Raw genomic sequence first — 15,924 nt, forward strand, 5'->3', positions numbered from 1 at the left:
CGCCCCGTGGCGCTCCGCCAAGCGGCGATTTGAAAACTCCGGGCCGCGCTTCTGTCGCGCCGGCTGACGCCGGCGCGGTCTAGCGAGCTCCTCGCGCAGAGGTCGTAGTGCCTCCAGGTCGGTTCCCGAAGCCTCCCGGGAGCGAGGCGCAACCCTCGCCCGCAGGCGCCGCACCCACCCCGCCAATCAGCTTGCCTCCGGTCGGCCGCCCCTCGGGGATGGGATGCGCGGCATTATACGGGAGGTTGCGAGGGCGGGGATAAGGTTGATGACTATTCCCGCCAGCAAGCGTTGAGGGTCCGTTTCGGACCCAAAGCGGTCTCTCGCTTAGTGAGCCGGTTGTGGCAGGAGGCTATCCGCCCGCGTGGCCTTTGCCACCGTGCGCGGCGATGAACATGGCGACGGCCGACCGGCAATAGGATTCGATCTCGTTGTCGTCCTCTGCTCTCGCCTCATCAAAGCGTGCGATCATCAGGAGATCGGATCCTTTGAATAGCGCGGCAAACAAGCGGGCGGACTGGAGAGGATCGGGCACGTTCAATACCGCCTTCGCATGCATCTGACGCAACAGGGCCTCAATTTGGCCGATGACATGAGCGGCGCCGGCCTCGTAAAAGAGCTTGCTTAGCGACGTTTGGTTCGTCTTGTCGGCCATGATCATGGCCTCGACACTGCGGACGTCCGGGCTCAGCAGCGTGCGAAGCAGGGATGCTCCCACCGCCATGAGCTGATCTTCGGCCGATCCCTCGAGCCCTTCAACAAGGGCCAGAGGTGCAAACTGATGGCAGTGGGCCGCGATGGCCGCGCCGAACAGTGCCTCCTTGTTCTCGAAATGCCGATAGATGCTGAGCTTCGAGATTCTCGCTCGCTGGGCGATCTTGTCCAGGGTCGTCGCTTGAAAACCCAGTTCCACAAAGAGTTCGCTCGCGGCGCCGACGATCGTTTGGCCAAGCGCCTGGTTTGGGGGCCGGCCGCGCCGGCCTTGGCGATTTTCAGTCACGATAATTCTGGTCCTTGACAGTATCGTAATTTCTGAATTACGATACCATTAAGTTCTATAAATATGCAAGCGTGTTCGTCAGACGATCGTCGACCTGAAACACGAGAGATCCATGCAGCGACGAACCCTGCTGAAGCTGGCCGCGGCGCTTTCCGCCATCGGCATCGCCCGCGCCCCGGCCACCGCCAGGTCCGGCCCATCCTCTTCCATCCCCAACAAGGAGCCCATCACCATGGATGACGTCATCATCATCGGCGGCAGCTTTGCCGGTCTCGCCGCCGCGCTGCAGCTCGGCCGTGCCCGCCGCAAAGTCACCGTTCTCGATACCGGCCTGCCGCGCAATCGCTTCGCCGGCCGCTCGCACGGTCTGCTCGGCCACGATGACAAGCCACCATCGGCCATCCTGGCCGAGGCGCGGCAGCAACTCGCGCGCTATCCTGCGATCAAAATGGTCAATGCCCGCGCCGACAGCGTCTACGGTGCCATCGACGATTTCTCCGTCCGCACGAGCGATGGCGAGAGCCTTAAGGCGCGCCGCGTGATCCTGAGCTACGGCATCGTCGACCAGATGCCTGATGTTCCTGGCTATGCTGAAAACTGGGGCACATCCGTCATCCCGTGCCCCTATTGCGACGGCTTTGAAGTGGCCGACCAGCATTGGGGCCTTGTCTGGTCGGGTCCGCAGTCGATGAATCAGGTCAGGCTGTTTCACGATTGGACCGACAATTTGACGGTTTTCGCTGATGTCCACGACATCGCTCCCGACATCCGGGCCGATCTGGCAGGCCGAAAGGTACCTGTCATTGATGGACGGATCACCGGGATCGCCCGTCACGGGAGCCATGGTGCCACCATCAAGCTCGATACCGGCCCCGATATCGCGGTCGACATTCTGTTCGCGCATCCGCGCAACAAGCCGTCCGCAAGCCTGCATGAAACACTAGGCCTCACCACCGTCGCTACGCCAACCGGCATCGCTATCAAGACCGACGAGCGCCGCGAAACCAGCACGCCCGGCATCTACGCCGCCGGCGACCTCGCCAACCCCGGGATCCCCTCGGTCACCACGGCATCATGGCAAGGCGCGATGGCGGGTATCTTCGCCCAGCAGTCGATGCTGGTTTGACAGCATAGATTGGAGGATCAGCATGGCCGTCCAACCGGACAGCGCGGGTGTGCGCTTCCCTCCGCCCTTCATCTATCTGGGGGCGCTGCTATTGGGGCTGGCGGCGGAGCGGTTCGTCACCCTGCGCTCCTTCGGCATCGACTGGTGGTTGCTGATCACAGCAGGCGCGCTGCTGTTCGTTGCCGGCGCGGCGATGATGCTTGCGGCGGCGGGGCTGTTCCGGCGGCTGGGCACCAATGTTCGGCCGTCGCGGCCTACGAGCCTCATCGCAACGACCGGCCCTTATCGGTGGACCCGCAATCCCATGTATCTCGGCATGGCGCTTGTCTATGCCGGCCTTGCGATCGGCTTCGACGGGCCGATCGCCTTTGCCTTGCTCCCGTTGGTGCTGATCGTGATCCAGACGCAGGTGATCGCCCGCGAGGAGCGCTATCTCGAAGCGAAGTTCGGCGACGACTACCGCCGCTACAGGGCCGAGGTTCGCCGCTGGCTCTGACGTCCCTGAAGTCGTCGCGAGGACGATTGTCGAAGCAGCGATGGGCACGACGTCAGCTTACGACCCATTGCGGCAAAGGCCAAAATCCAAGACCGAAAGAGGTAAACCCGCGCCGCCCGTCCGAGCGGCGCGGGCGACTGGATCACCCCAGCTTCCCGTAAGCCGGCACGGTCAGGAATTCCTCGAACTCAGGCGCGAGCGAGAGCTTCGAGAACAGGTCGATCGCCTCGGGGAAGCGGCCCTTGTCATAGGCCTCGGCGCCGAGTTCGCCCTTCACCCGCGCCATCTCCTCGGGCAGGCAGCGCTTGAACAGGTCGGCGTCGACCTTGGCCCCGCCTTCGAGCGCGACGCCATACTGGACGAACTGCCAGATCTGGGCGCGGCTGATCTCGGCGGTCGCAGCGTCCTCCATCATGTTGTAGATCGGCACGGCGCCACGGCCACGCAGCCAGGCCTCAAGATACTGCACGCCGACGCGGATGTTCTCGCGGAAGCCGTCCTCGGTGCGGGTGCCCTGATGGACCTCCAAGAGGTTCTCGCGGCCGACCGAGACGTCCTCGCGCAGCTTGCCGAGCTGGTTCGCCTGCGGCATCAGCCGGTCGAACACCTCCATCGCGACGGGCACGAGGTCGGGATGGGCGACCCAGGTGCCGTCATGGCCGTCGCCGGCCTCGCGCTCCTTGTCGGCCTTGACCTTGGCGAAGGCGGCGGCATTGGCCTCGGGGTTGTTCTTGACCGGGATCTGCGCCGCCATGCCGCCCATGGCGAAGGCGCCGCGGCGATGGCAGGTCTTGATCAGCAGCAGCGAATAGGCGCGCAGGAAGGCCTTGGTCATCACGACTTGCGAGCGGTCGGGCAGGACGAAGGCCTTGTTGCGGGCAAGCTTCTTGATGAAGGAGAAGATGTAGTCCCAGCGGCCGCAATTGAGGCCGGCCATATGGTCGCGCAGCTCGTAGAGGATCTCGTCCATCTCGAAGGCGGCCGGCAGGGTCTCGATCAGCACTGTCGCCTTGATCGTGCCGGTCTTCAGGCCGAGCGCGGACTGGGCGGCGACGAAGACGTCGTTCCAGAGGCGCGCCTCGAGATGGCTCTCGAGCTTGGGCAGATAGAAATAGGGGCCCGAGCCCTGCGCCAGCGCCGCCTTGGCGTTGTGGAAGAGATAGAGGCCGAAATCGACCAGCGAGCCCGAGGCGATCTCGCCGTCGATCTCGATATGGCGCTCGGGAAGATGCCAGCCGCGCGGGCGGATGATCAGGACGGCCGGCTTGTCCTTGAGCTTGTAGGCCTTGCCCGAGGTCGCGTCGGTGAAATCGATCTTGCCGGCCCAGCGATCCCGGAGATTGATCTGGCCCTCGACCATGTTGGCCCAGACCGGCGAGGAGGCGTCCTCGAAATCGGCCATGAAGACCTTGGCGCCGGAGTTCAGCGCATTGACGATCATCTTGCGGTCGACCGGACCGGTGATCTCGACGCGGCGGTCGAGCAGGTCGGCCGGGATCGGCGCCACCTTCCAGTCGCCTTCGCGGATGTGCCTGGTCTCGGTCAGGAAATCCGGGGTCTCGCCGGCGTCGAAGCGCTTCTGGCGCTCCTTGCGCAGAGCGAGCAGGCGCTTGCGGGTCTCGTTGAAACGGCGCTGCAAATCGGCGACGAAAGCGAGCGCGTCATGGCTCAGGATTTCGTCATAACGCTCGGCGAGAGCGCCCTTGACGACAACGCCGGCAGGAAGCTTCAGGCTGGTCGGGGCGGTCATGGCTGTCATCTCCCAAGGCTGCGATCAGATGAGCTTATTATGGGCCTGCCTGATTTTCTCGGGTATGGCAGAGAATGTCAGATCATCTGATCATAAATGGAAACAATCGCGCAACGCGGCGAAAGCGGCCCTGACTGCGCCATTGCAAATGCGTGTCACCGCGCGGGGCGTGCAGGTTGACGATCAGGGGATTGATTCATGACCGCCACCCGCCTCGGCCTGCTCACCGCCGCGCTGGCCATCTGCCTTTCGGCGGCTCCGGCCTTCGCCCAGAACCGCTGCGCCGTCACCGACCCGACGGGCACGCCGCTCAACATCCGCGAGACGCCCAATGGCGAGATCATCGGCCGCGTCAGCAACGGCGTCGGCATCAGGGTGATCAACACCTCATCCGACGAGCGGGGCCGGGCCTGGGCGCTGATCAGCCCGCGTGGCCGCAACCATGTGGTGGGGTGGGTCTACCGGGAATTCGTATCCTGCTACTGAACGCCTCGCCAATTCTACTCCGGCGGCCATCCGAGACGATCTTCTGCGCTCCCGGTGATCACGGACCAATGTCCGCTGCGCTCCGGTTCTCGAAGATCGCCCCGGCCTGACTCGCCGGAGCGAATTGGCGAGGCGTTCAGCCGGCAGCCGCGAGTTCGCCAAACCGCTTCAGGAACGCCGCCTGCGCTTCCTCCGTCGCCTGCGGCTCGATCAGCGCCAGTACCTCGCGCGGCAGGGCCTGCGGCCGGCCGAAGAAGCGCAGCGCCTCCTTGCGCTCGAAGCCGGCGAGCTCGGTGGCTTCGAGGAAGGCCGAGATCTTGTCGGCATCCTTGGTCTTGCGCTTGACGATTGCCGGCGTCGTCGCCGGCAGGCCGAAGCGCAGATGGATCGCGCCCAAGAGGCGCAGCTCGACGCCTTTGTAGGCATCGCCCATCACCGCCTTGAACGGCGAGATCATGTCGCCGATGACGTATTCCGGCGCATCGTGCAGCAGTGCCATCAGGCGCCACTCGCGCGGCCAGTCCGGGTTGAGATGCCCCGCGATCGCCTCGACCAACAGGCAATGCTGCGCCACCGAGAAGGAATGCACGCCGCGGGTCTGGCCGTTCCAGCGGGCGACGCGGGCGAGGCCATGGGCGATGTCCTCGATCTCGACATCGAGCGGGGAAGGGTCGAGCAGGTCAAGCCGCCGGCCCGACAGCATGCGCTGCCAGGCGCGCGGCGGAGCGGGAGGTTTGGCCATCAGGCGGCGGGGCGCGTGTCGCGCGCCAGCGCCGCGCATTCCTGCCAGCGGAAGCAGCCGGTGAGGTGGTCGTTGACCATGCCGCAGGCCTGCATCACCGCATAAACGATGGTCGGGCCGCAGAAGGTGAAGCCGGCGGCCTTGAGCTCCTTCGAGATCGCCTTGGAGACGGCGGTCTCGGCCGGGACGTTTTCGTGTGTCCGGAAGCTGTTCTGGATCACCCGCCCGTCGAGATGCTTCCAGAGGAAATCGGTGAAGGGGCCCTTCTCGCTCAGCCTGAGATAGGCCTGGGCATTGCGGATGGTGCCCTCGATCTTGCCGCGATGGCGCACGATCCCGGCATCCGCCAGCAGGCGCTGGACATCGGCCTCGCCGAAGCGGGCGACGGTCTCGGGCTCGAAACCGGAAAAGCCGGCGCGGAAGGCGTCGCGCTTGCGCAGGATGGTGATCCAGGACAGGCCGGCCTGGAAGCCGTCGAGCATCAGCTTTTCCCAGAGCGCGCGGGAATCATATTCCGGCACGCCCCATTCGGTGTCGTGATAGGCGAGATAGAGCGGATCGCTCCCCGGCCAGATGCAGCGATATTTGCCGTCGGGACCCTCGACCGCCTCGCGCCCGCTCATGCCGCTAACCGCTCGACAAATTGATCACGCTGGCTCCACGCGATCGGTGTAATGCCGTAGTTTATCAGTGCATCCGTGACATTGCTGCCAATGATCTTTTCATTGTCATTCACAAATGCAAAAGGCTGCGCGTCTTCTGGCCTGCTCGCCCTGGTATCAAGCCAAGCTGCAATTAGATTTAGAGCTGTGGTTCGGCTTGGATTATTTATTGCTCGAATTATACGCTCGGATGCATTTTTGGATTTCGGGATAACAAAATCAAACATATGATCAAATCCACTTTTACCGGAGAATTTAATTCTCGAAGTAAATCGAATATCTACGCTTTCTAGCCAAGCAGCGACATCGTCGTAAAATATGGCTTCTACAGTTGATGAAGCTAAGAAAAACATATCATGAACAGACAGTAGTGCCTGTATCAGATTGTGCTTTTTCAACGGAAAATTGTCTGGTGTCGCGTGCGTCTGAATGGCATCTCCAGATTTTTCTACACCAAATCCGTTCAATATAGATTGCAAAATGAGCTGCCGTTTACCGCTGCCCATCGCGCAGCCGGATTGCTCAAGATCGAGTAGAGTTTCCCCACCATCGGTCAGAATGAACCCATTGGCCGATTTGCGAGCGTAAATCTGCAAATAATCATTGTGCCGATCAAGGTAGGGGGTAGTGATTTCGGTCCAATCTTTAACCTGGCGGATCGCGGTCTTATCGCGCAGCCACCGCCAATAACCGTCTACAAGGGTGTCGATCTCACTCACGAGAAAAGCCCACGATTAAAGAGCGGTGGCCGAGTTATATTACAGAACCTCATAAAATCGTTTAATGTTTGCCAGTGGTCGCTTGGATCAGTGAATTTATCTGGTGGGACAGCAAATGCCCATCGATCTCCGTAGCCTTCCCGGTAGAGGTGGATATGGGGGCATCCAATCTCTTCGCCATCTGGGTTTCGGTGCGGCGCGCCGCCGATATCGACGCGGGCCAAAACCATCGTAGTTCGGGCGCGGTTTTGAAATTTCCCCTTAGCTAGATTCATTCGACTGCGACTTATGTCCAAATGAAAGTGTTCAGCTCCGTCGGCGGAAAGCAGTGGGACGATCACTCCCCCGCCCACGTCTGGCAAATCTAAGCGCTCCTCATCGATCCGATGTTTATCCATAGCGAGCAGTGCGTCCACTTCCGCTTGGCTTACAAAGGCACTCATGCCGCTGCTCCGAATTCTGGCTCGCCCGGATAGGGGAAGCGGATGAAGGACGGCTTGGGCGCCAGGGTGAAGGCAAGGCCGCCGGCGTCGAGCGTGTGGCCGGCGGCGAGCGCATCCGCCACCCGGTCGAGCCGAAGCAGGGCGAGGCCGTGACCATTGGCGCAGGAGCCGACGCGGCCGAGCGTCTTGCCGCCGGCGCTGGCCTCGACGCCGTCCTCCGGGATCACCCCGTCGCTGAAGACGATCGGCACGATACGCGAGCGCGCGGTGCCGCGATGCTGCATGCGCGAGACGACCTCCTGGCCGATATAGCAGCCCTTCCTGAAGGAGACGCCGCCGAGCTGGTCGAACAGCGCTTCGTGCGGGAAGGTGTCGCCATAGAGGAAGTCGCGCCCGCCATCGGGGATGCCGAGGCCGATGCGGCGGGCATGATAGTCGTCCATCGAGGCATCGACGAGCTCGTCGGCGCCATCGCGATCGACGATAGCGCGCTCGCCGAGTTCGGGCAGGCGCGGATCGGCATAGACCAGCCCGGCATCGGCCGGCAGCTTGCCGCCATCGGTCGCGGCGATTACCGCCGCACTGTCGCTGAGATCGTCGAGCGTCACCTTGGCGCGCAGCTTGTAGAGCTTCAGCTTCTTCATCAGGTCGGCGGTCTGGAGTAAGGGCGTGTCGAGCAGGAAGCCGCCGCCTTCCGCTTCCGGCACGGCGACGATCAGAAAATCGCCGATGATCTTGCCTTGCGGTGTCAGCAGCCCGCCATATCCGGCTCGCTCGGGCGTGACGGTCTCCATCGCGTTGGTGACGATGTTGTCGAGGAAATCGCGGGCGTCGTCGCCGCTGACGCGGATGACGCCGCGGTCGACCAGTCTGGTTGCCGGCATGGCTGGCTCTCTGAGCGATTGCTGTTTCGGCGCGGGCGCCGTTCGTCCCGATAGTTAGGGTGCTTCGGCGCAAGGCTCAACCGATGCTCCGGCCGAAGCAGGAAACGGGTGCCGTCGCCCGCCGAAGAATTTTTTCGAGGGGCTGTCGATCCGGCAATCGGTCGTTCGACGTGAAGGCAAGGAGCAGCGGAATGGGCGGATGGCCCGGCCGCGAGGCTCCTGCCTTCACGGAGCCGACAGGTTCCTTCGATCGGGAGAAGTCAGATGAGACAAGTCGTTGCCGCCACCTTCGTGTCGCTCGATGGCGTCATGCAGGCGCCGGGCGGCCCGCATGAGGACCCGCAGGGCGGCTTCAGCCATGGCGGCTGGACCTTCCATTACTGGGACGAGGCGATGGGCAAGGTGATGGACAAGGCGCTGTCCGACGAGTTCGACCTGCTGCTCGGCCGCCGGACCTACGACATCTTCGCGGCGCACTGGCCCTATGCCGGCGACGATCCGATCGCGGTCAAGTTCAACGCCATCACCAAATATGTCGCGACCTCGGAGCCGCAGACGCTTGGCTGGCAGAATAGCGTCGCGCTGCGTGGCGACCCGGCTGCGGAAGTCGCGGCGCTGAAGCGCCAGGACGGGCGCAAGCTCCTGCTGCAGGGCTCGAGCGAGCTGATCCAGGCGCTGCTGGCCAGGGACCTGATCGACGAGATCACGCTGCTGACCTTCCCGGTCGTGCTCGGCAAGGGCAAGCGCCTGTTCGGCACTGGCGCGATGCCGGCCGCGTTCAAGCTGGTCGAGAGCAGTGCCTCCAGCACCGGCGTGCTCATGGCGACCTATCGCCGCGAGGGCGAGGTTACCACCGGCTCGTTCGAATTCGCCGAGCCGAGCGCCGCCGAAATCGCCCGCCGCGAAAAATATTCGGCCAGGGGCTGAAAAAAAATTCGGCGACCTGTCGATCGGGGCCTGCCTCGTTCGACGTGACAACAGAGGGCGGGACTTCTCCCGCTCCACAGCGAAGCGAAACCAACCCTAAAAGACAGGAGAAGACCGATGCGTGTGATGGTTCTGGTCAAGGCCGACAAGGACAGCGAAGCCGGCGTGATGCCGAGCGAGGCCCTGCTCACCCATATGGGCGCCTATAACGAGGAGCTGGTGAAGGCCGGCGTGATGCTGGCGGGCGAGGGACTGCATCCGAGCTCGAAGGGGCTGCGCATGCGCTTCTCGGGGGCGGAGCGGGCGATTACCGACGGGCCCTTCGCCGAGACCAAGGAACTGCTGGCCGGCTTCTGGATCTGGCAGGTCCGCTCCTTCGACGAGGCGGTCGAGTGGCTGAAGCGCGCGCCATTCGACGGCGGCACCGAGATCGAGCTGCGCCCGATCTTCGAGATGGAGGATTTCGGCGAGGCGATGACGCCGGAACTGCGCGAGCAGGAGGAGCGCCTGCGCGCGGAGGCGGCGAAGCTCGCCGGCTGAGCCGACGGCAACTCAAAACCCGATTCCAATCCGGAGGGGGCAGATGTGTCTTGCACCGCTCCAGTCAAAACGGAGAAGACCGATGCGTTTCATGGTGATGGTCAAGGCGACCAAGGATAGCGAAGCCGGTGCCCCGCCGACCCGGGAACTGGTCGATGCGATGATGGCCTACAATGAAGAGCTGGTGAAGGCCGGCATCATGAAGGGTGGCGACGGGCTGCAGCCGAGCGCGAAGGGCGCGCGCGTCCAGTTCGACGGCGAGAAGCGCTCGGTCGTCGACGGGCCTTTCGCCGAGACCAAGGAGCTGGTCGCCGGTTACTGGCTCTGGGAGTGCAAGTCGCTCGATGACGCGATCGCCTGGGTCAAGCGCTGCCCGAATCCGATGCCGGGCCCGTCCGAGATCGAGATCCGTCCGGTCGTCGACCTCGCCGATTTCGGCGATGCGGTCTCGCCCGAGGCCGACGCGGCGTGGAAGCGTCTCAAGAAGGAGGTCGGCGACAACGGCTGAGCCGCTTGCCAGCCACGCTGCTGATGGTGTGTATCGCAGGCCATGACGGCAAGCGATGCACACCGCGCCATCGAGGCGGTCTTCCGGATCGAGGCCCCGAGATTGATCGCGAGCCTTGCCCGCGTCACCCGCGATGTCGGCCGGGCCGAGGAGCTGGCGCAGGACGCGCTTGTCGCGGCGCTCCAGCAATGGCCGGGAGAAGGCGTGCCACGCAATCCCGGCGCCTGGCTGATGCAGGCCGCCAAGCATCGCGCGCTCGACGACCTCCGGCGCGCCAAGATGCTGAAGCGCAAGCATGAGGAGATCGGTCGCGACCTTGACGAGGAGGCCGACCCGATCGCCGGGATCGAGGAGGCGCTCGACGACGAGCTGGGCGACGATCTGCTCCGCCTGATATTCACCGCCTGCCATCCGGTGCTCGCAGTCGAGGCGCGGCTTGCGCTGACGCTGCGATTGATCGGCGGCCTCACCACCGAGGAGATCGCTCGCGCCTTCCTCGTGCCGGAGCCGACCATGGCGCAGCGCCTGGTCCGGGCGAAGAAGGCGCTGGCCGAGGCGAAGGTGCCCTACGAGGTGCCGCACGGCCCCGAGCTGGCGAACCGCCTCGCCTCGGTGCTGGAGGTGGTCTATCTGATCTTCAACGAGGGTTATGCCGCGACCGCCGGCGAGGACTGGGTCCGCCCGGCGCTATGCCAGGAGGCGATGCGGCTCGGGCGCATCCTTGCCGGCCTCGCGCCGCAGGAGCCGGAGGTCCACGGCCTCGTCGCGCTGATGGAACTGCAGGCCTCCCGCCTACGCGCCCGTATCGGATCGGACGGAGCGCCGGTGCTGCTGCTCGATCAGAACCGGGCGCGCTGGGATCGGCTGCTGATCAATCACGGCCTCAAGGCGCTGGAGACGGCGCGCAGGCTGTCCACCGAGCCCAGCCCCTATGTCCTGCAGGCCGAGCTCGCCGCCTGCCATGCCCGTGCCCATACCGCCGAGGAAACCGACTGGCACAGGATCGCCTCGCTCTATGGCGCGCTCGGCGTGCTGACGCCCTCGCCGGTAATAGAACTAAACCGCGCCGTTGCTGTCTCGATGGCGGAAGGGCCAGCGGCAGGGCTGGTGCTGGTCGATGCGCTTGCCTCTGCCCCGGCGTTGAAGAACTACCATCTGCTGCCGAGCGTGCGCGCCGATTTCCTGCTCAAGCTCGGCCGCCATAGCGAGGCTGAGATCGAGTTCACCCGCGCCGCCGGAATGACCCGGAACCGGCGCGAGCGCGATCTGCTGCTCGGCCGGGCCGAGACGGCGCGAAAGGCGGCCGGCTGAAACCGAGCGCAACCGCCTGGCGTTGTCCTTCAGCGCATGAACTGCGCGATAGCGGCGAAATCATCCTGGCGATGGCCGGCCTCGATCGCCTTGCGGAACAGGCTGTCCTGCGCCCTGGGGACGAGATCGTGCAGGCCACGCTCGCTGCAGAGCTGCAGGAGCAGGCCAAAGGCGCCGTAGTGGACGTCGAGCGAGGCGAGAGTCTGCACATCCGCAGCAAAGCGGCGGTCGCGGATGCGGGTGACGAGGTCCACCACCGCGCCCTCGACGACGGGCTGGAAGGCCAGCCGGTGCTCCTCGAACAGGTCGAGCGCGATGCCCTCGGCCTGGCAGATCGCGGCCGCCTGGAACTGGCCGAAGAGCGCGCCCCACATCTGGCCGAGCAAAGAGAGGTCGAGTGCCGAGGCATGGCCGACATCCTCGCCGACGAATTGCGGGTTGCCGCCGAGCGCCAGGAGGACGGGCCGATGCGCATCGAACAGGGCCCGAGGTCCGGAATAGAGGACGGTGCCGCCGGGCTGGCCGATGAAGTCCGGCGTCGCCATGATCGCGCCGTCGAGATAGCTCGTGCCGTTGCCGGCCGCCCACAGCGCCTGCTCGCGCGCCTGGTTCGGCGAACCGGAGGAGAGCTGGACGATCAGCTTGCCGCGCAGGGCAGCCGCAACCTCGGGCACCCGAAACAGCCTGTCCGAATCGGCATAGGTGCTGACGCAGACGACGACGATGTCGGCGGCCGCGGCGGCGGCAGCGACCGACGGCGCGAGGATCGCACCTTGGCTGGCGAGCGCTGCGGCCTTATCGGGCGAGCGGTTCCAGACATGGGTGGTGATGCCGGCCTTCAGGAAGGCTCGGGCGAGGGCGGAGCCCATGCGGCCGAGGCCGACCACGGAAACAATGGCACTCATCGATTGCTCTCCTGACAGCGCGGAAGCACGGCTGCGATAGAAGGCGTGCCTTCGATCGCGCGGCGTCGCGCGCATTTCTGTGTTGGTCGAAGCCGGCCCATGCCGGCGGCGTCCGCAGGAGATTTCCAGTTTTATTTTTTATTTCAATTACTTACATGAATGTAAGTGGTCGGTTGGAGAGGGCTATGCCAATCAGGGTCAATCTGCCCGACACATGCGGTCTGGGCCAGGCGCTGTCGGTGATCGGCGGGCGCTGGAAGTCGGCGATCCTGTGGGAGCTGCACGAGCGGCCGCTGCGCTTCGGCGAATTGCGCCGGCGGCTGCCGGGAATCAGCGAGAAGGTGCTCTACGAGCAGCTGCGCGAGATGGAGCGTGACGGCGTCGTCAGGCGCAAAGCGTTCGAGGAGGCCGTGCTGCGGGTCGAGTATTCGCTGACGCCGGCCGGAACGGCGCTCAACGATGCCGCGCATACCCTGGCGCTATGGGGGCTCGCCCATTCCGGGCAGAGCAGGCTTCCGGCCGCAGCCGAATAATCAGTGGCGCGTGCCGATGGTGAAGCTGCCGTTGCGGATCTTCTCAGGCAGGGCCTCGGCGAAGACGGCGGTCGCCTCCTCGCCATAGGTCTCGACCAGCGTGCGCATGGCCGCGAACAGGGCGGCATGGGCGAGCGCGTCGGAATCGAGCCCGTCCTGGCGCGCCTCGGCGAAGGCGTCCTCGACATAGCTATAGGCGACGTGCCGGGCGTCCTTGACGTCCTCGGCGAGGGTCGGGTCGAGCGGCAGGTCGTCGGAGAGAGCAGACATGAAGGCAGCAGTACCCGGCGTCGGAAGAAACCTGTCGAGTGGAACGGATGCACGTCGCGACCATTCCGGTGATTTGCCTGCCAAGGATACGGCCCATGGTCCGCGGGCGCCATCATGGTCTTTAAGAAAGGTTAATTCGCAGGGGACAATTCTGCCTAAGGATGGCGCAGGCTTGTGCCGAAACTGGAGCGTTAGGCGGATCGTCGTCGGCAAAATGGCTGTCTAGCTCTGCACGAAGTCCCGGATTGTCCCGAAAACTGGCATCTGGTTTCAGTCTGCTGCACTAGCCGCCGAAGCGGCCGGCCAGCGCTTTCGCCAGCTTCTCGCCTTCCTGGGCAAGCCGGGCGGAGGCCTCCTGCGTGCCGTCGCTGCAGGTGCGGTGCGTCGCCGAATAGGCGCGGTAGCCGCGGTTATAGGCGCTGGCCAGTCGCTCGCGCCGTTGCGGCGAGCGCCCTTCCGATTCGAGCAGCGTCGCCATGCGGTCGCGCCAGTCCTGCGCCTCGCGGGTCTCGCAGAGCGTCCGCAGATAGGAGAGCGAGCCGATGATCTCGGCGAGCTGCAGCAATTGCGGCTCATAGGGCGGGGCTGGTGATTCCGGTTCCGCAGGGGGCGGTTCGGCAGGCCGCTGTTGCTGCTGTTGTTGCGGCTGGGCCGGGCGCCGCGCCTGCGCCAGCAGCACTTCCGGGCTCGCGGCCAGCGTGGCGAGGACCAGGGCTGCAAGCGCGGACTTCGTCATGCGCCAGCATCACCAGCGACAATGGCGGCAGCACGGCGCAGCACATCGCCGAGCTCGCGCGTCGTCGGCAGGCCGCCGAGCTTCAACGGGTCGGCCCATTTGACAGCGCCGGCTTCAGGGCCCGGCCGGGGCTCGCCGGAGAGCCACTCCCCGACGAAGGAGGCGATGACGAAATGATGGGTCACCGCGCCCTTTGGATCGCGGCCGACGATCTCGACATGGCGGTTGAAGCCGACGATCCGGGCGCTGACGCCGACCTCTTCCTCCAATTCGCGTAGGGCCGCGGCCTCCAGGCTCTCGCCTGCCTCGACCTTGCCGCCGGGCAGCGACCAGAGCTGGTCGGCCGGGGGCTGGGTCCGTGTCGCCAGCAGGACCTTGCCGTTACGGAAGACGGCGATCGAGGCGGCGAGCACCGGGCGTGCCGCGGCGCGGGCTGGATTCGGAAAACGGATGATCTGGCCGTTGTCCTGACCGCTCACACGTGCTGCCCGCCATTGATGTGGAGTTCGGCGCCGGTGACGTAGCTCGAAGCGTCGGTGCAGAGAAAATAGATCGCCTTGGCGACCTCCTCGGTCTTCCCAAGTCGCAGCATCGGCAGCTTCTCGACGATCTTGTCGGTGCCGGGCGAAAGGATGGCGGTATCAATCTCTCCGGGCGAGATCGCGTTGACGCGGATGCCGAGCGGGCCGAAATCGGCCGCCATCTCGCGGGTCAGGCTGGCGAGCGCCGCCTTCGAGGTCGCATAGGCGGCGCCGGCAAAGGGGTGGACGCGCGAACCGGCGATCGAGGTGACGTTGACGATCGTGCCCTTCGCCGCGGTCAATTCGTCGAGCAGGCCGCGCGCCAGCATGATCGGTGCGAAGAAATTGACCTGGAAGACCTGGTGCCAGTCGTTGAACGAGGTCGTCGCGGCGCCCAGCCGCCCGCCCTTCGGCCCCTTCGGCGAGATGCCGGCATTGTTGACCAGCGCGTTGAGCTTGCCGCCCTCGGCGGCGAGGCGCTTCTTGATCTCGGCGATGCCGCGCATCGTGTCCTCGGGGTCGCCGAGGTCGATCTGGACATGGTCGTCCGCGCCCGAAGGCCAGGGGCATTTCTCGGAGAAGGCCTGGCGCGAGCAGGACAGGATGCGCCAGCCGGCCATGGCGAACTGCATCACCGTGGCATGGCCGATGCCGCGGCTGGCACCGGTCAAGAGCATGACCGGCCGCTTGCCGGGTTCCGTCTTCGGGAAGTCGAATTTGGGCATGGCCATGGAAGGGCGATCCTCAGGGATAGAGCCGGGTCTTCGTCCAGGCGTCGGCGGGCGAGGCGCGGCGGAAGACGATGCGGTCGTGCAGGCGGAAGGCGCCGTCGCGCCAGAATTCCATATAGACCGGAGCAATGCGGAAGCCGGTCCAGTGCGGCGGGCGCGGCACCTCGCCGACGCCGAATTTCAGCGCATAGCTCGCCACCGCCTTTTCCAGAGCAAACCTGCTTTCGAGAGGCCGCGATTGCTGCGAGGCCCAGGCGCCGATCCGGCTGTCGCGCGGGCGCGACTGGAAATAGGCGTCGGCCTCGGCGTCGCTGACCCGGCTGACGGGGCCGCGGATGCGGACCTGCCGGCGCAGGCTCTTCCAGTGGAACAGCGCGGCGGCCTTGGGCTGGCCGGCGAGTTCCTCGCCCTTCTGGCTCTGGGTGTTGGTGTAGAAGACGAAACCCTCGGGGCTGCGGCCGTTGAGCAGGACCATCCGGGAATTGGGCATGCCGTCGGCGTCGACCGTCGAGAGCGCCATGCCGTTGGGGTCGTTCGGCTCGGAGGCCTTGGCCTCCTCCAGCCAGCTTTCGAACAGGGAGAAGGGCTCGCTGGCTTCGGTGAAGTCACCGCTCATTAACGCATTCACGTGCTT

22 protein-coding genes are annotated in these 15,924 nt (G+C 64.9%); 9 read left to right on the forward strand and 13 right to left on the reverse strand.

Going from position 1 to position 15,924, the window contains the following annotated elements:
* Window positions 1–352 precede the first annotated feature (352 nt).
* The gene (locus ACQKLX_RS04215) at window positions 353–1,000 is read right to left on the reverse strand and encodes a TetR/AcrR family transcriptional regulator (RefSeq protein WP_427359767.1); all 648 of its coding nucleotides are present in this window, start codon (window positions 998–1,000) and stop codon (window positions 353–355) included.
* A gap of 232 nt (window positions 1,001–1,232) precedes the next feature.
* Here ACQKLX_RS04215 and ACQKLX_RS04220 point away from each other — a divergent pair, with 232 nt between their 5' ends.
* Together ACQKLX_RS04220 and ACQKLX_RS04225 are read left to right on the forward strand one after the other, a co-directional pair.
* Window positions 1,233–2,126, forward strand: coding sequence for an NAD(P)/FAD-dependent oxidoreductase (locus ACQKLX_RS04220; protein WP_427360096.1), 894 nt, complete (start codon window positions 1,233–1,235; stop codon window positions 2,124–2,126).
* Window positions 2,127–2,148: 22 nt separating this feature from the next.
* Complete coding sequence (locus tag ACQKLX_RS04225) at window positions 2,149–2,622, forward strand: methyltransferase family protein (RefSeq protein ID WP_427359769.1); 474 nt, start codon at window positions 2,149–2,151, stop codon at window positions 2,620–2,622.
* 142 nt (window positions 2,623–2,764) lie between these two features.
* Here ACQKLX_RS04225 and aceB read toward each other — a convergent pair whose 3' ends face one another.
* Entirely contained in the window at window positions 2,765–4,372 is a 1,608-nt protein-coding gene (aceB, locus tag ACQKLX_RS04230) for a malate synthase A (protein ID WP_427359770.1), read from the reverse strand.
* On the opposite strand from aceB, the gene ACQKLX_RS04235 reads away from it, so the two are divergent.
* Together ACQKLX_RS04235 and ACQKLX_RS04240 are read left to right on the forward strand one after the other, a co-directional pair.
* Window positions 4,371–4,574: a hypothetical protein gene (locus ACQKLX_RS04235; RefSeq protein WP_427359772.1), complete on the forward strand. Its 204-nt coding sequence runs from the start codon at window positions 4,371–4,373 to the stop codon at window positions 4,572–4,574. The genes aceB and ACQKLX_RS04235 overlap by 2 nt on opposite strands.
* Window positions 4,571–4,858 (forward strand): SH3 domain-containing protein, encoded by a 288-nt coding sequence (locus ACQKLX_RS04240; protein ID WP_427359773.1) that lies wholly within the window; start codon window positions 4,571–4,573, stop codon window positions 4,856–4,858. The genes ACQKLX_RS04235 and ACQKLX_RS04240 overlap by 4 nt, the downstream gene beginning before the upstream one ends.
* A gap of 136 nt (window positions 4,859–4,994) precedes the next feature.
* Here the strand turns inward: ACQKLX_RS04240 and ACQKLX_RS04245 are convergent, their stop codons facing one another.
* Genes ACQKLX_RS04245 through ygfZ form a run of 5 tightly spaced genes read right to left on the reverse strand, consistent with a single transcriptional unit; the run spans window position 4,995 to window position 8,308 of the window.
* Window positions 4,995–5,600 carry a YfbR-like 5'-deoxynucleotidase gene (locus ACQKLX_RS04245; protein WP_427359775.1) on the reverse strand — a complete coding sequence of 202 codons (606 nt, stop codon included), beginning with the start codon at window positions 5,598–5,600 and terminating at the stop codon, window positions 4,995–4,997.
* Window positions 5,600–6,223, reverse strand: a complete 624-nt coding sequence (locus ACQKLX_RS04250) for a DNA-3-methyladenine glycosylase I (protein WP_427359777.1) — start codon at window positions 6,221–6,223, stop codon at window positions 5,600–5,602. Before ACQKLX_RS04250 ends, ACQKLX_RS04245 begins: the two co-directional genes overlap by 1 nt.
* A complete protein-coding gene (locus ACQKLX_RS04255; RefSeq protein ID WP_427359779.1) occupies window positions 6,220–6,981 on the reverse strand; it encodes a DUF1829 domain-containing protein in 762 nt (253 codons plus the stop codon). Before ACQKLX_RS04255 ends, ACQKLX_RS04250 begins: the two co-directional genes overlap by 4 nt.
* On the reverse strand, window positions 6,978–7,424 hold the full coding sequence (locus tag ACQKLX_RS04260) for a DUF6978 family protein (protein ID WP_427359780.1): 447 nt from the start codon (window positions 7,422–7,424) through the stop codon (window positions 6,978–6,980). Before ACQKLX_RS04260 ends, ACQKLX_RS04255 begins: the two co-directional genes overlap by 4 nt.
* A complete protein-coding gene (gene ygfZ, locus ACQKLX_RS04265; RefSeq protein ID WP_427359782.1) occupies window positions 7,421–8,308 on the reverse strand; it encodes a CAF17-like 4Fe-4S cluster assembly/insertion protein YgfZ in 888 nt (295 codons plus the stop codon). The genes ACQKLX_RS04260 and ygfZ overlap by 4 nt, the downstream gene beginning before the upstream one ends.
* 264 nt (window positions 8,309–8,572) lie before the next feature.
* Between ygfZ and ACQKLX_RS04270 the strand changes: the two genes are divergently transcribed.
* The 4 genes from ACQKLX_RS04270 to ACQKLX_RS04285 all read left to right on the forward strand — a co-directional run bounded on the left by ACQKLX_RS04270 (window position 8,573) and on the right by ACQKLX_RS04285 (window position 11,594).
* The gene (locus ACQKLX_RS04270) at window positions 8,573–9,235 is read left to right on the forward strand and encodes a dihydrofolate reductase family protein (RefSeq protein WP_427359783.1); all 663 of its coding nucleotides are present in this window, start codon (window positions 8,573–8,575) and stop codon (window positions 9,233–9,235) included.
* Between the two features lie 117 nt (window positions 9,236–9,352).
* Window positions 9,353–9,775, forward strand: coding sequence for a YciI family protein (locus tag ACQKLX_RS04275; protein ID WP_427359785.1), 423 nt, complete (start codon window positions 9,353–9,355; stop codon window positions 9,773–9,775).
* Between the two features lie 82 nt (window positions 9,776–9,857).
* Window positions 9,858–10,283 (forward strand): YciI family protein, encoded by a 426-nt coding sequence (locus ACQKLX_RS04280; protein WP_427359787.1) that lies wholly within the window; start codon window positions 9,858–9,860, stop codon window positions 10,281–10,283.
* A 42-nt stretch (window positions 10,284–10,325) separates the two neighbouring features.
* Window positions 10,326–11,594, forward strand: coding sequence for an RNA polymerase sigma factor (locus ACQKLX_RS04285; RefSeq protein ID WP_427359789.1), 1,269 nt, complete (start codon window positions 10,326–10,328; stop codon window positions 11,592–11,594).
* A 29-nt stretch (window positions 11,595–11,623) separates the two neighbouring features.
* Here the strand turns inward: ACQKLX_RS04285 and ACQKLX_RS04290 are convergent, their stop codons facing one another.
* The gene (locus ACQKLX_RS04290) at window positions 11,624–12,574 is read right to left on the reverse strand and encodes an NAD(P)-dependent oxidoreductase (RefSeq protein WP_427359791.1); all 951 of its coding nucleotides are present in this window, start codon (window positions 12,572–12,574) and stop codon (window positions 11,624–11,626) included.
* A gap of 110 nt (window positions 12,575–12,684) precedes the next feature.
* Between ACQKLX_RS04290 and ACQKLX_RS04295 the strand changes: the two genes are divergently transcribed.
* Window positions 12,685–13,032, forward strand: a complete 348-nt coding sequence (locus ACQKLX_RS04295) for a winged helix-turn-helix transcriptional regulator (RefSeq protein WP_427359793.1) — start codon at window positions 12,685–12,687, stop codon at window positions 13,030–13,032.
* Here ACQKLX_RS04295 and ACQKLX_RS04300 read toward each other — a convergent pair whose 3' ends face one another.
* The 5 genes from ACQKLX_RS04300 to pdxH form a co-directional block, all read right to left on the reverse strand.
* Window positions 13,033–13,302: a hypothetical protein gene (locus tag ACQKLX_RS04300; protein ID WP_110492788.1), complete on the reverse strand. Its 270-nt coding sequence runs from the start codon at window positions 13,300–13,302 to the stop codon at window positions 13,033–13,035.
* Window positions 13,303–13,585: 283 nt separating this feature from the next.
* Window positions 13,586–14,038, reverse strand: a complete 453-nt coding sequence (locus tag ACQKLX_RS04305; protein ID WP_427359795.1) for a TIGR02301 family protein — start codon at window positions 14,036–14,038, stop codon at window positions 13,586–13,588.
* Window positions 14,035–14,517, reverse strand: coding sequence for an NUDIX hydrolase (locus ACQKLX_RS04310; protein WP_427359796.1), 483 nt, complete (start codon window positions 14,515–14,517; stop codon window positions 14,035–14,037). Before ACQKLX_RS04310 ends, ACQKLX_RS04305 begins: the two co-directional genes overlap by 4 nt.
* A complete protein-coding gene (locus ACQKLX_RS04315) occupies window positions 14,514–15,236 on the reverse strand; it encodes an SDR family NAD(P)-dependent oxidoreductase (RefSeq protein ID WP_427360098.1) in 723 nt (240 codons plus the stop codon). Before ACQKLX_RS04315 ends, ACQKLX_RS04310 begins: the two co-directional genes overlap by 4 nt.
* Window positions 15,237–15,303: 67 nt before the next feature.
* Window positions 15,304–15,906 carry a pyridoxamine 5'-phosphate oxidase gene (gene pdxH / locus ACQKLX_RS04320; RefSeq protein WP_427359797.1) on the reverse strand — a complete coding sequence of 201 codons (603 nt, stop codon included), beginning with the start codon at window positions 15,904–15,906 and terminating at the stop codon, window positions 15,304–15,306.
* Window positions 15,907–15,924: the final 18 nt, after the last annotated feature.

This window comes from Allobosea sp. NPDC003192, from assembly GCF_050275675.1.
Classification (GTDB): Bacteria; Pseudomonadota; Alphaproteobacteria; order Rhizobiales; family Beijerinckiaceae; genus Allobosea.

Coding starts and splice junctions, on each gene's coding strand:
- ACQKLX_RS04220 (WP_427360096.1), top strand. CDS start 1,233: ATGGATGACGTCATCATCATCGGCGGCAGCTTTGCCGGTCTCGCCGCC.
- ACQKLX_RS04225 (WP_427359769.1), top strand. CDS start 2,149: ATGGCCGTCCAACCGGACAGCGCGGGTGTGCGCTTCCCTCCGCCCTTC.
- ACQKLX_RS04235 (WP_427359772.1), top strand. CDS start 4,371: ATGGCTGTCATCTCCCAAGGCTGCGATCAGATGAGCTTATTATGGGCC.
- aceB (WP_427359770.1), bottom strand. CDS start 4,372: ATGACCGCCCCGACCAGCCTGAAGCTTCCTGCCGGCGTTGTCGTCAAG.
- ACQKLX_RS04240 (WP_427359773.1), top strand. CDS start 4,571: ATGACCGCCACCCGCCTCGGCCTGCTCACCGCCGCGCTGGCCATCTGC.
- ACQKLX_RS04245 (WP_427359775.1), bottom strand. CDS start 5,600: ATGGCCAAACCTCCCGCTCCGCCGCGCGCCTGGCAGCGCATGCTGTCG.
- ACQKLX_RS04250 (WP_427359777.1), bottom strand. CDS start 6,223: ATGAGCGGGCGCGAGGCGGTCGAGGGTCCCGACGGCAAATATCGCTGC.
- ACQKLX_RS04260 (WP_427359780.1), bottom strand. CDS start 7,424: ATGAGTGCCTTTGTAAGCCAAGCGGAAGTGGACGCACTGCTCGCTATG.
- ygfZ (WP_427359782.1), bottom strand. CDS start 8,308: ATGCCGGCAACCAGACTGGTCGACCGCGGCGTCATCCGCGTCAGCGGC.
- ACQKLX_RS04270 (WP_427359783.1), top strand. CDS start 8,573: ATGAGACAAGTCGTTGCCGCCACCTTCGTGTCGCTCGATGGCGTCATG.
- ACQKLX_RS04275 (WP_427359785.1), top strand. CDS start 9,353: ATGCGTGTGATGGTTCTGGTCAAGGCCGACAAGGACAGCGAAGCCGGC.
- ACQKLX_RS04280 (WP_427359787.1), top strand. CDS start 9,858: ATGCGTTTCATGGTGATGGTCAAGGCGACCAAGGATAGCGAAGCCGGT.
- ACQKLX_RS04285 (WP_427359789.1), top strand. CDS start 10,326: ATGACGGCAAGCGATGCACACCGCGCCATCGAGGCGGTCTTCCGGATC.
- ACQKLX_RS04290 (WP_427359791.1), bottom strand. CDS start 12,574: ATGCGCGCGACGCCGCGCGATCGAAGGCACGCCTTCTATCGCAGCCGT.
- ACQKLX_RS04295 (WP_427359793.1), top strand. CDS start 12,685: ATGCCAATCAGGGTCAATCTGCCCGACACATGCGGTCTGGGCCAGGCG.
- ACQKLX_RS04300 (WP_110492788.1), bottom strand. CDS start 13,302: ATGTCTGCTCTCTCCGACGACCTGCCGCTCGACCCGACCCTCGCCGAG.
- ACQKLX_RS04305 (WP_427359795.1), bottom strand. CDS start 14,038: ATGACGAAGTCCGCGCTTGCAGCCCTGGTCCTCGCCACGCTGGCCGCG.
- ACQKLX_RS04315 (WP_427360098.1), bottom strand. CDS start 15,236: ATGCTCTTGACCGGTGCCAGCCGCGGCATCGGCCATGCCACGGTGATG.
- pdxH (WP_427359797.1), bottom strand. CDS start 15,906: ATGAGCGGTGACTTCACCGAAGCCAGCGAGCCCTTCTCCCTGTTCGAA.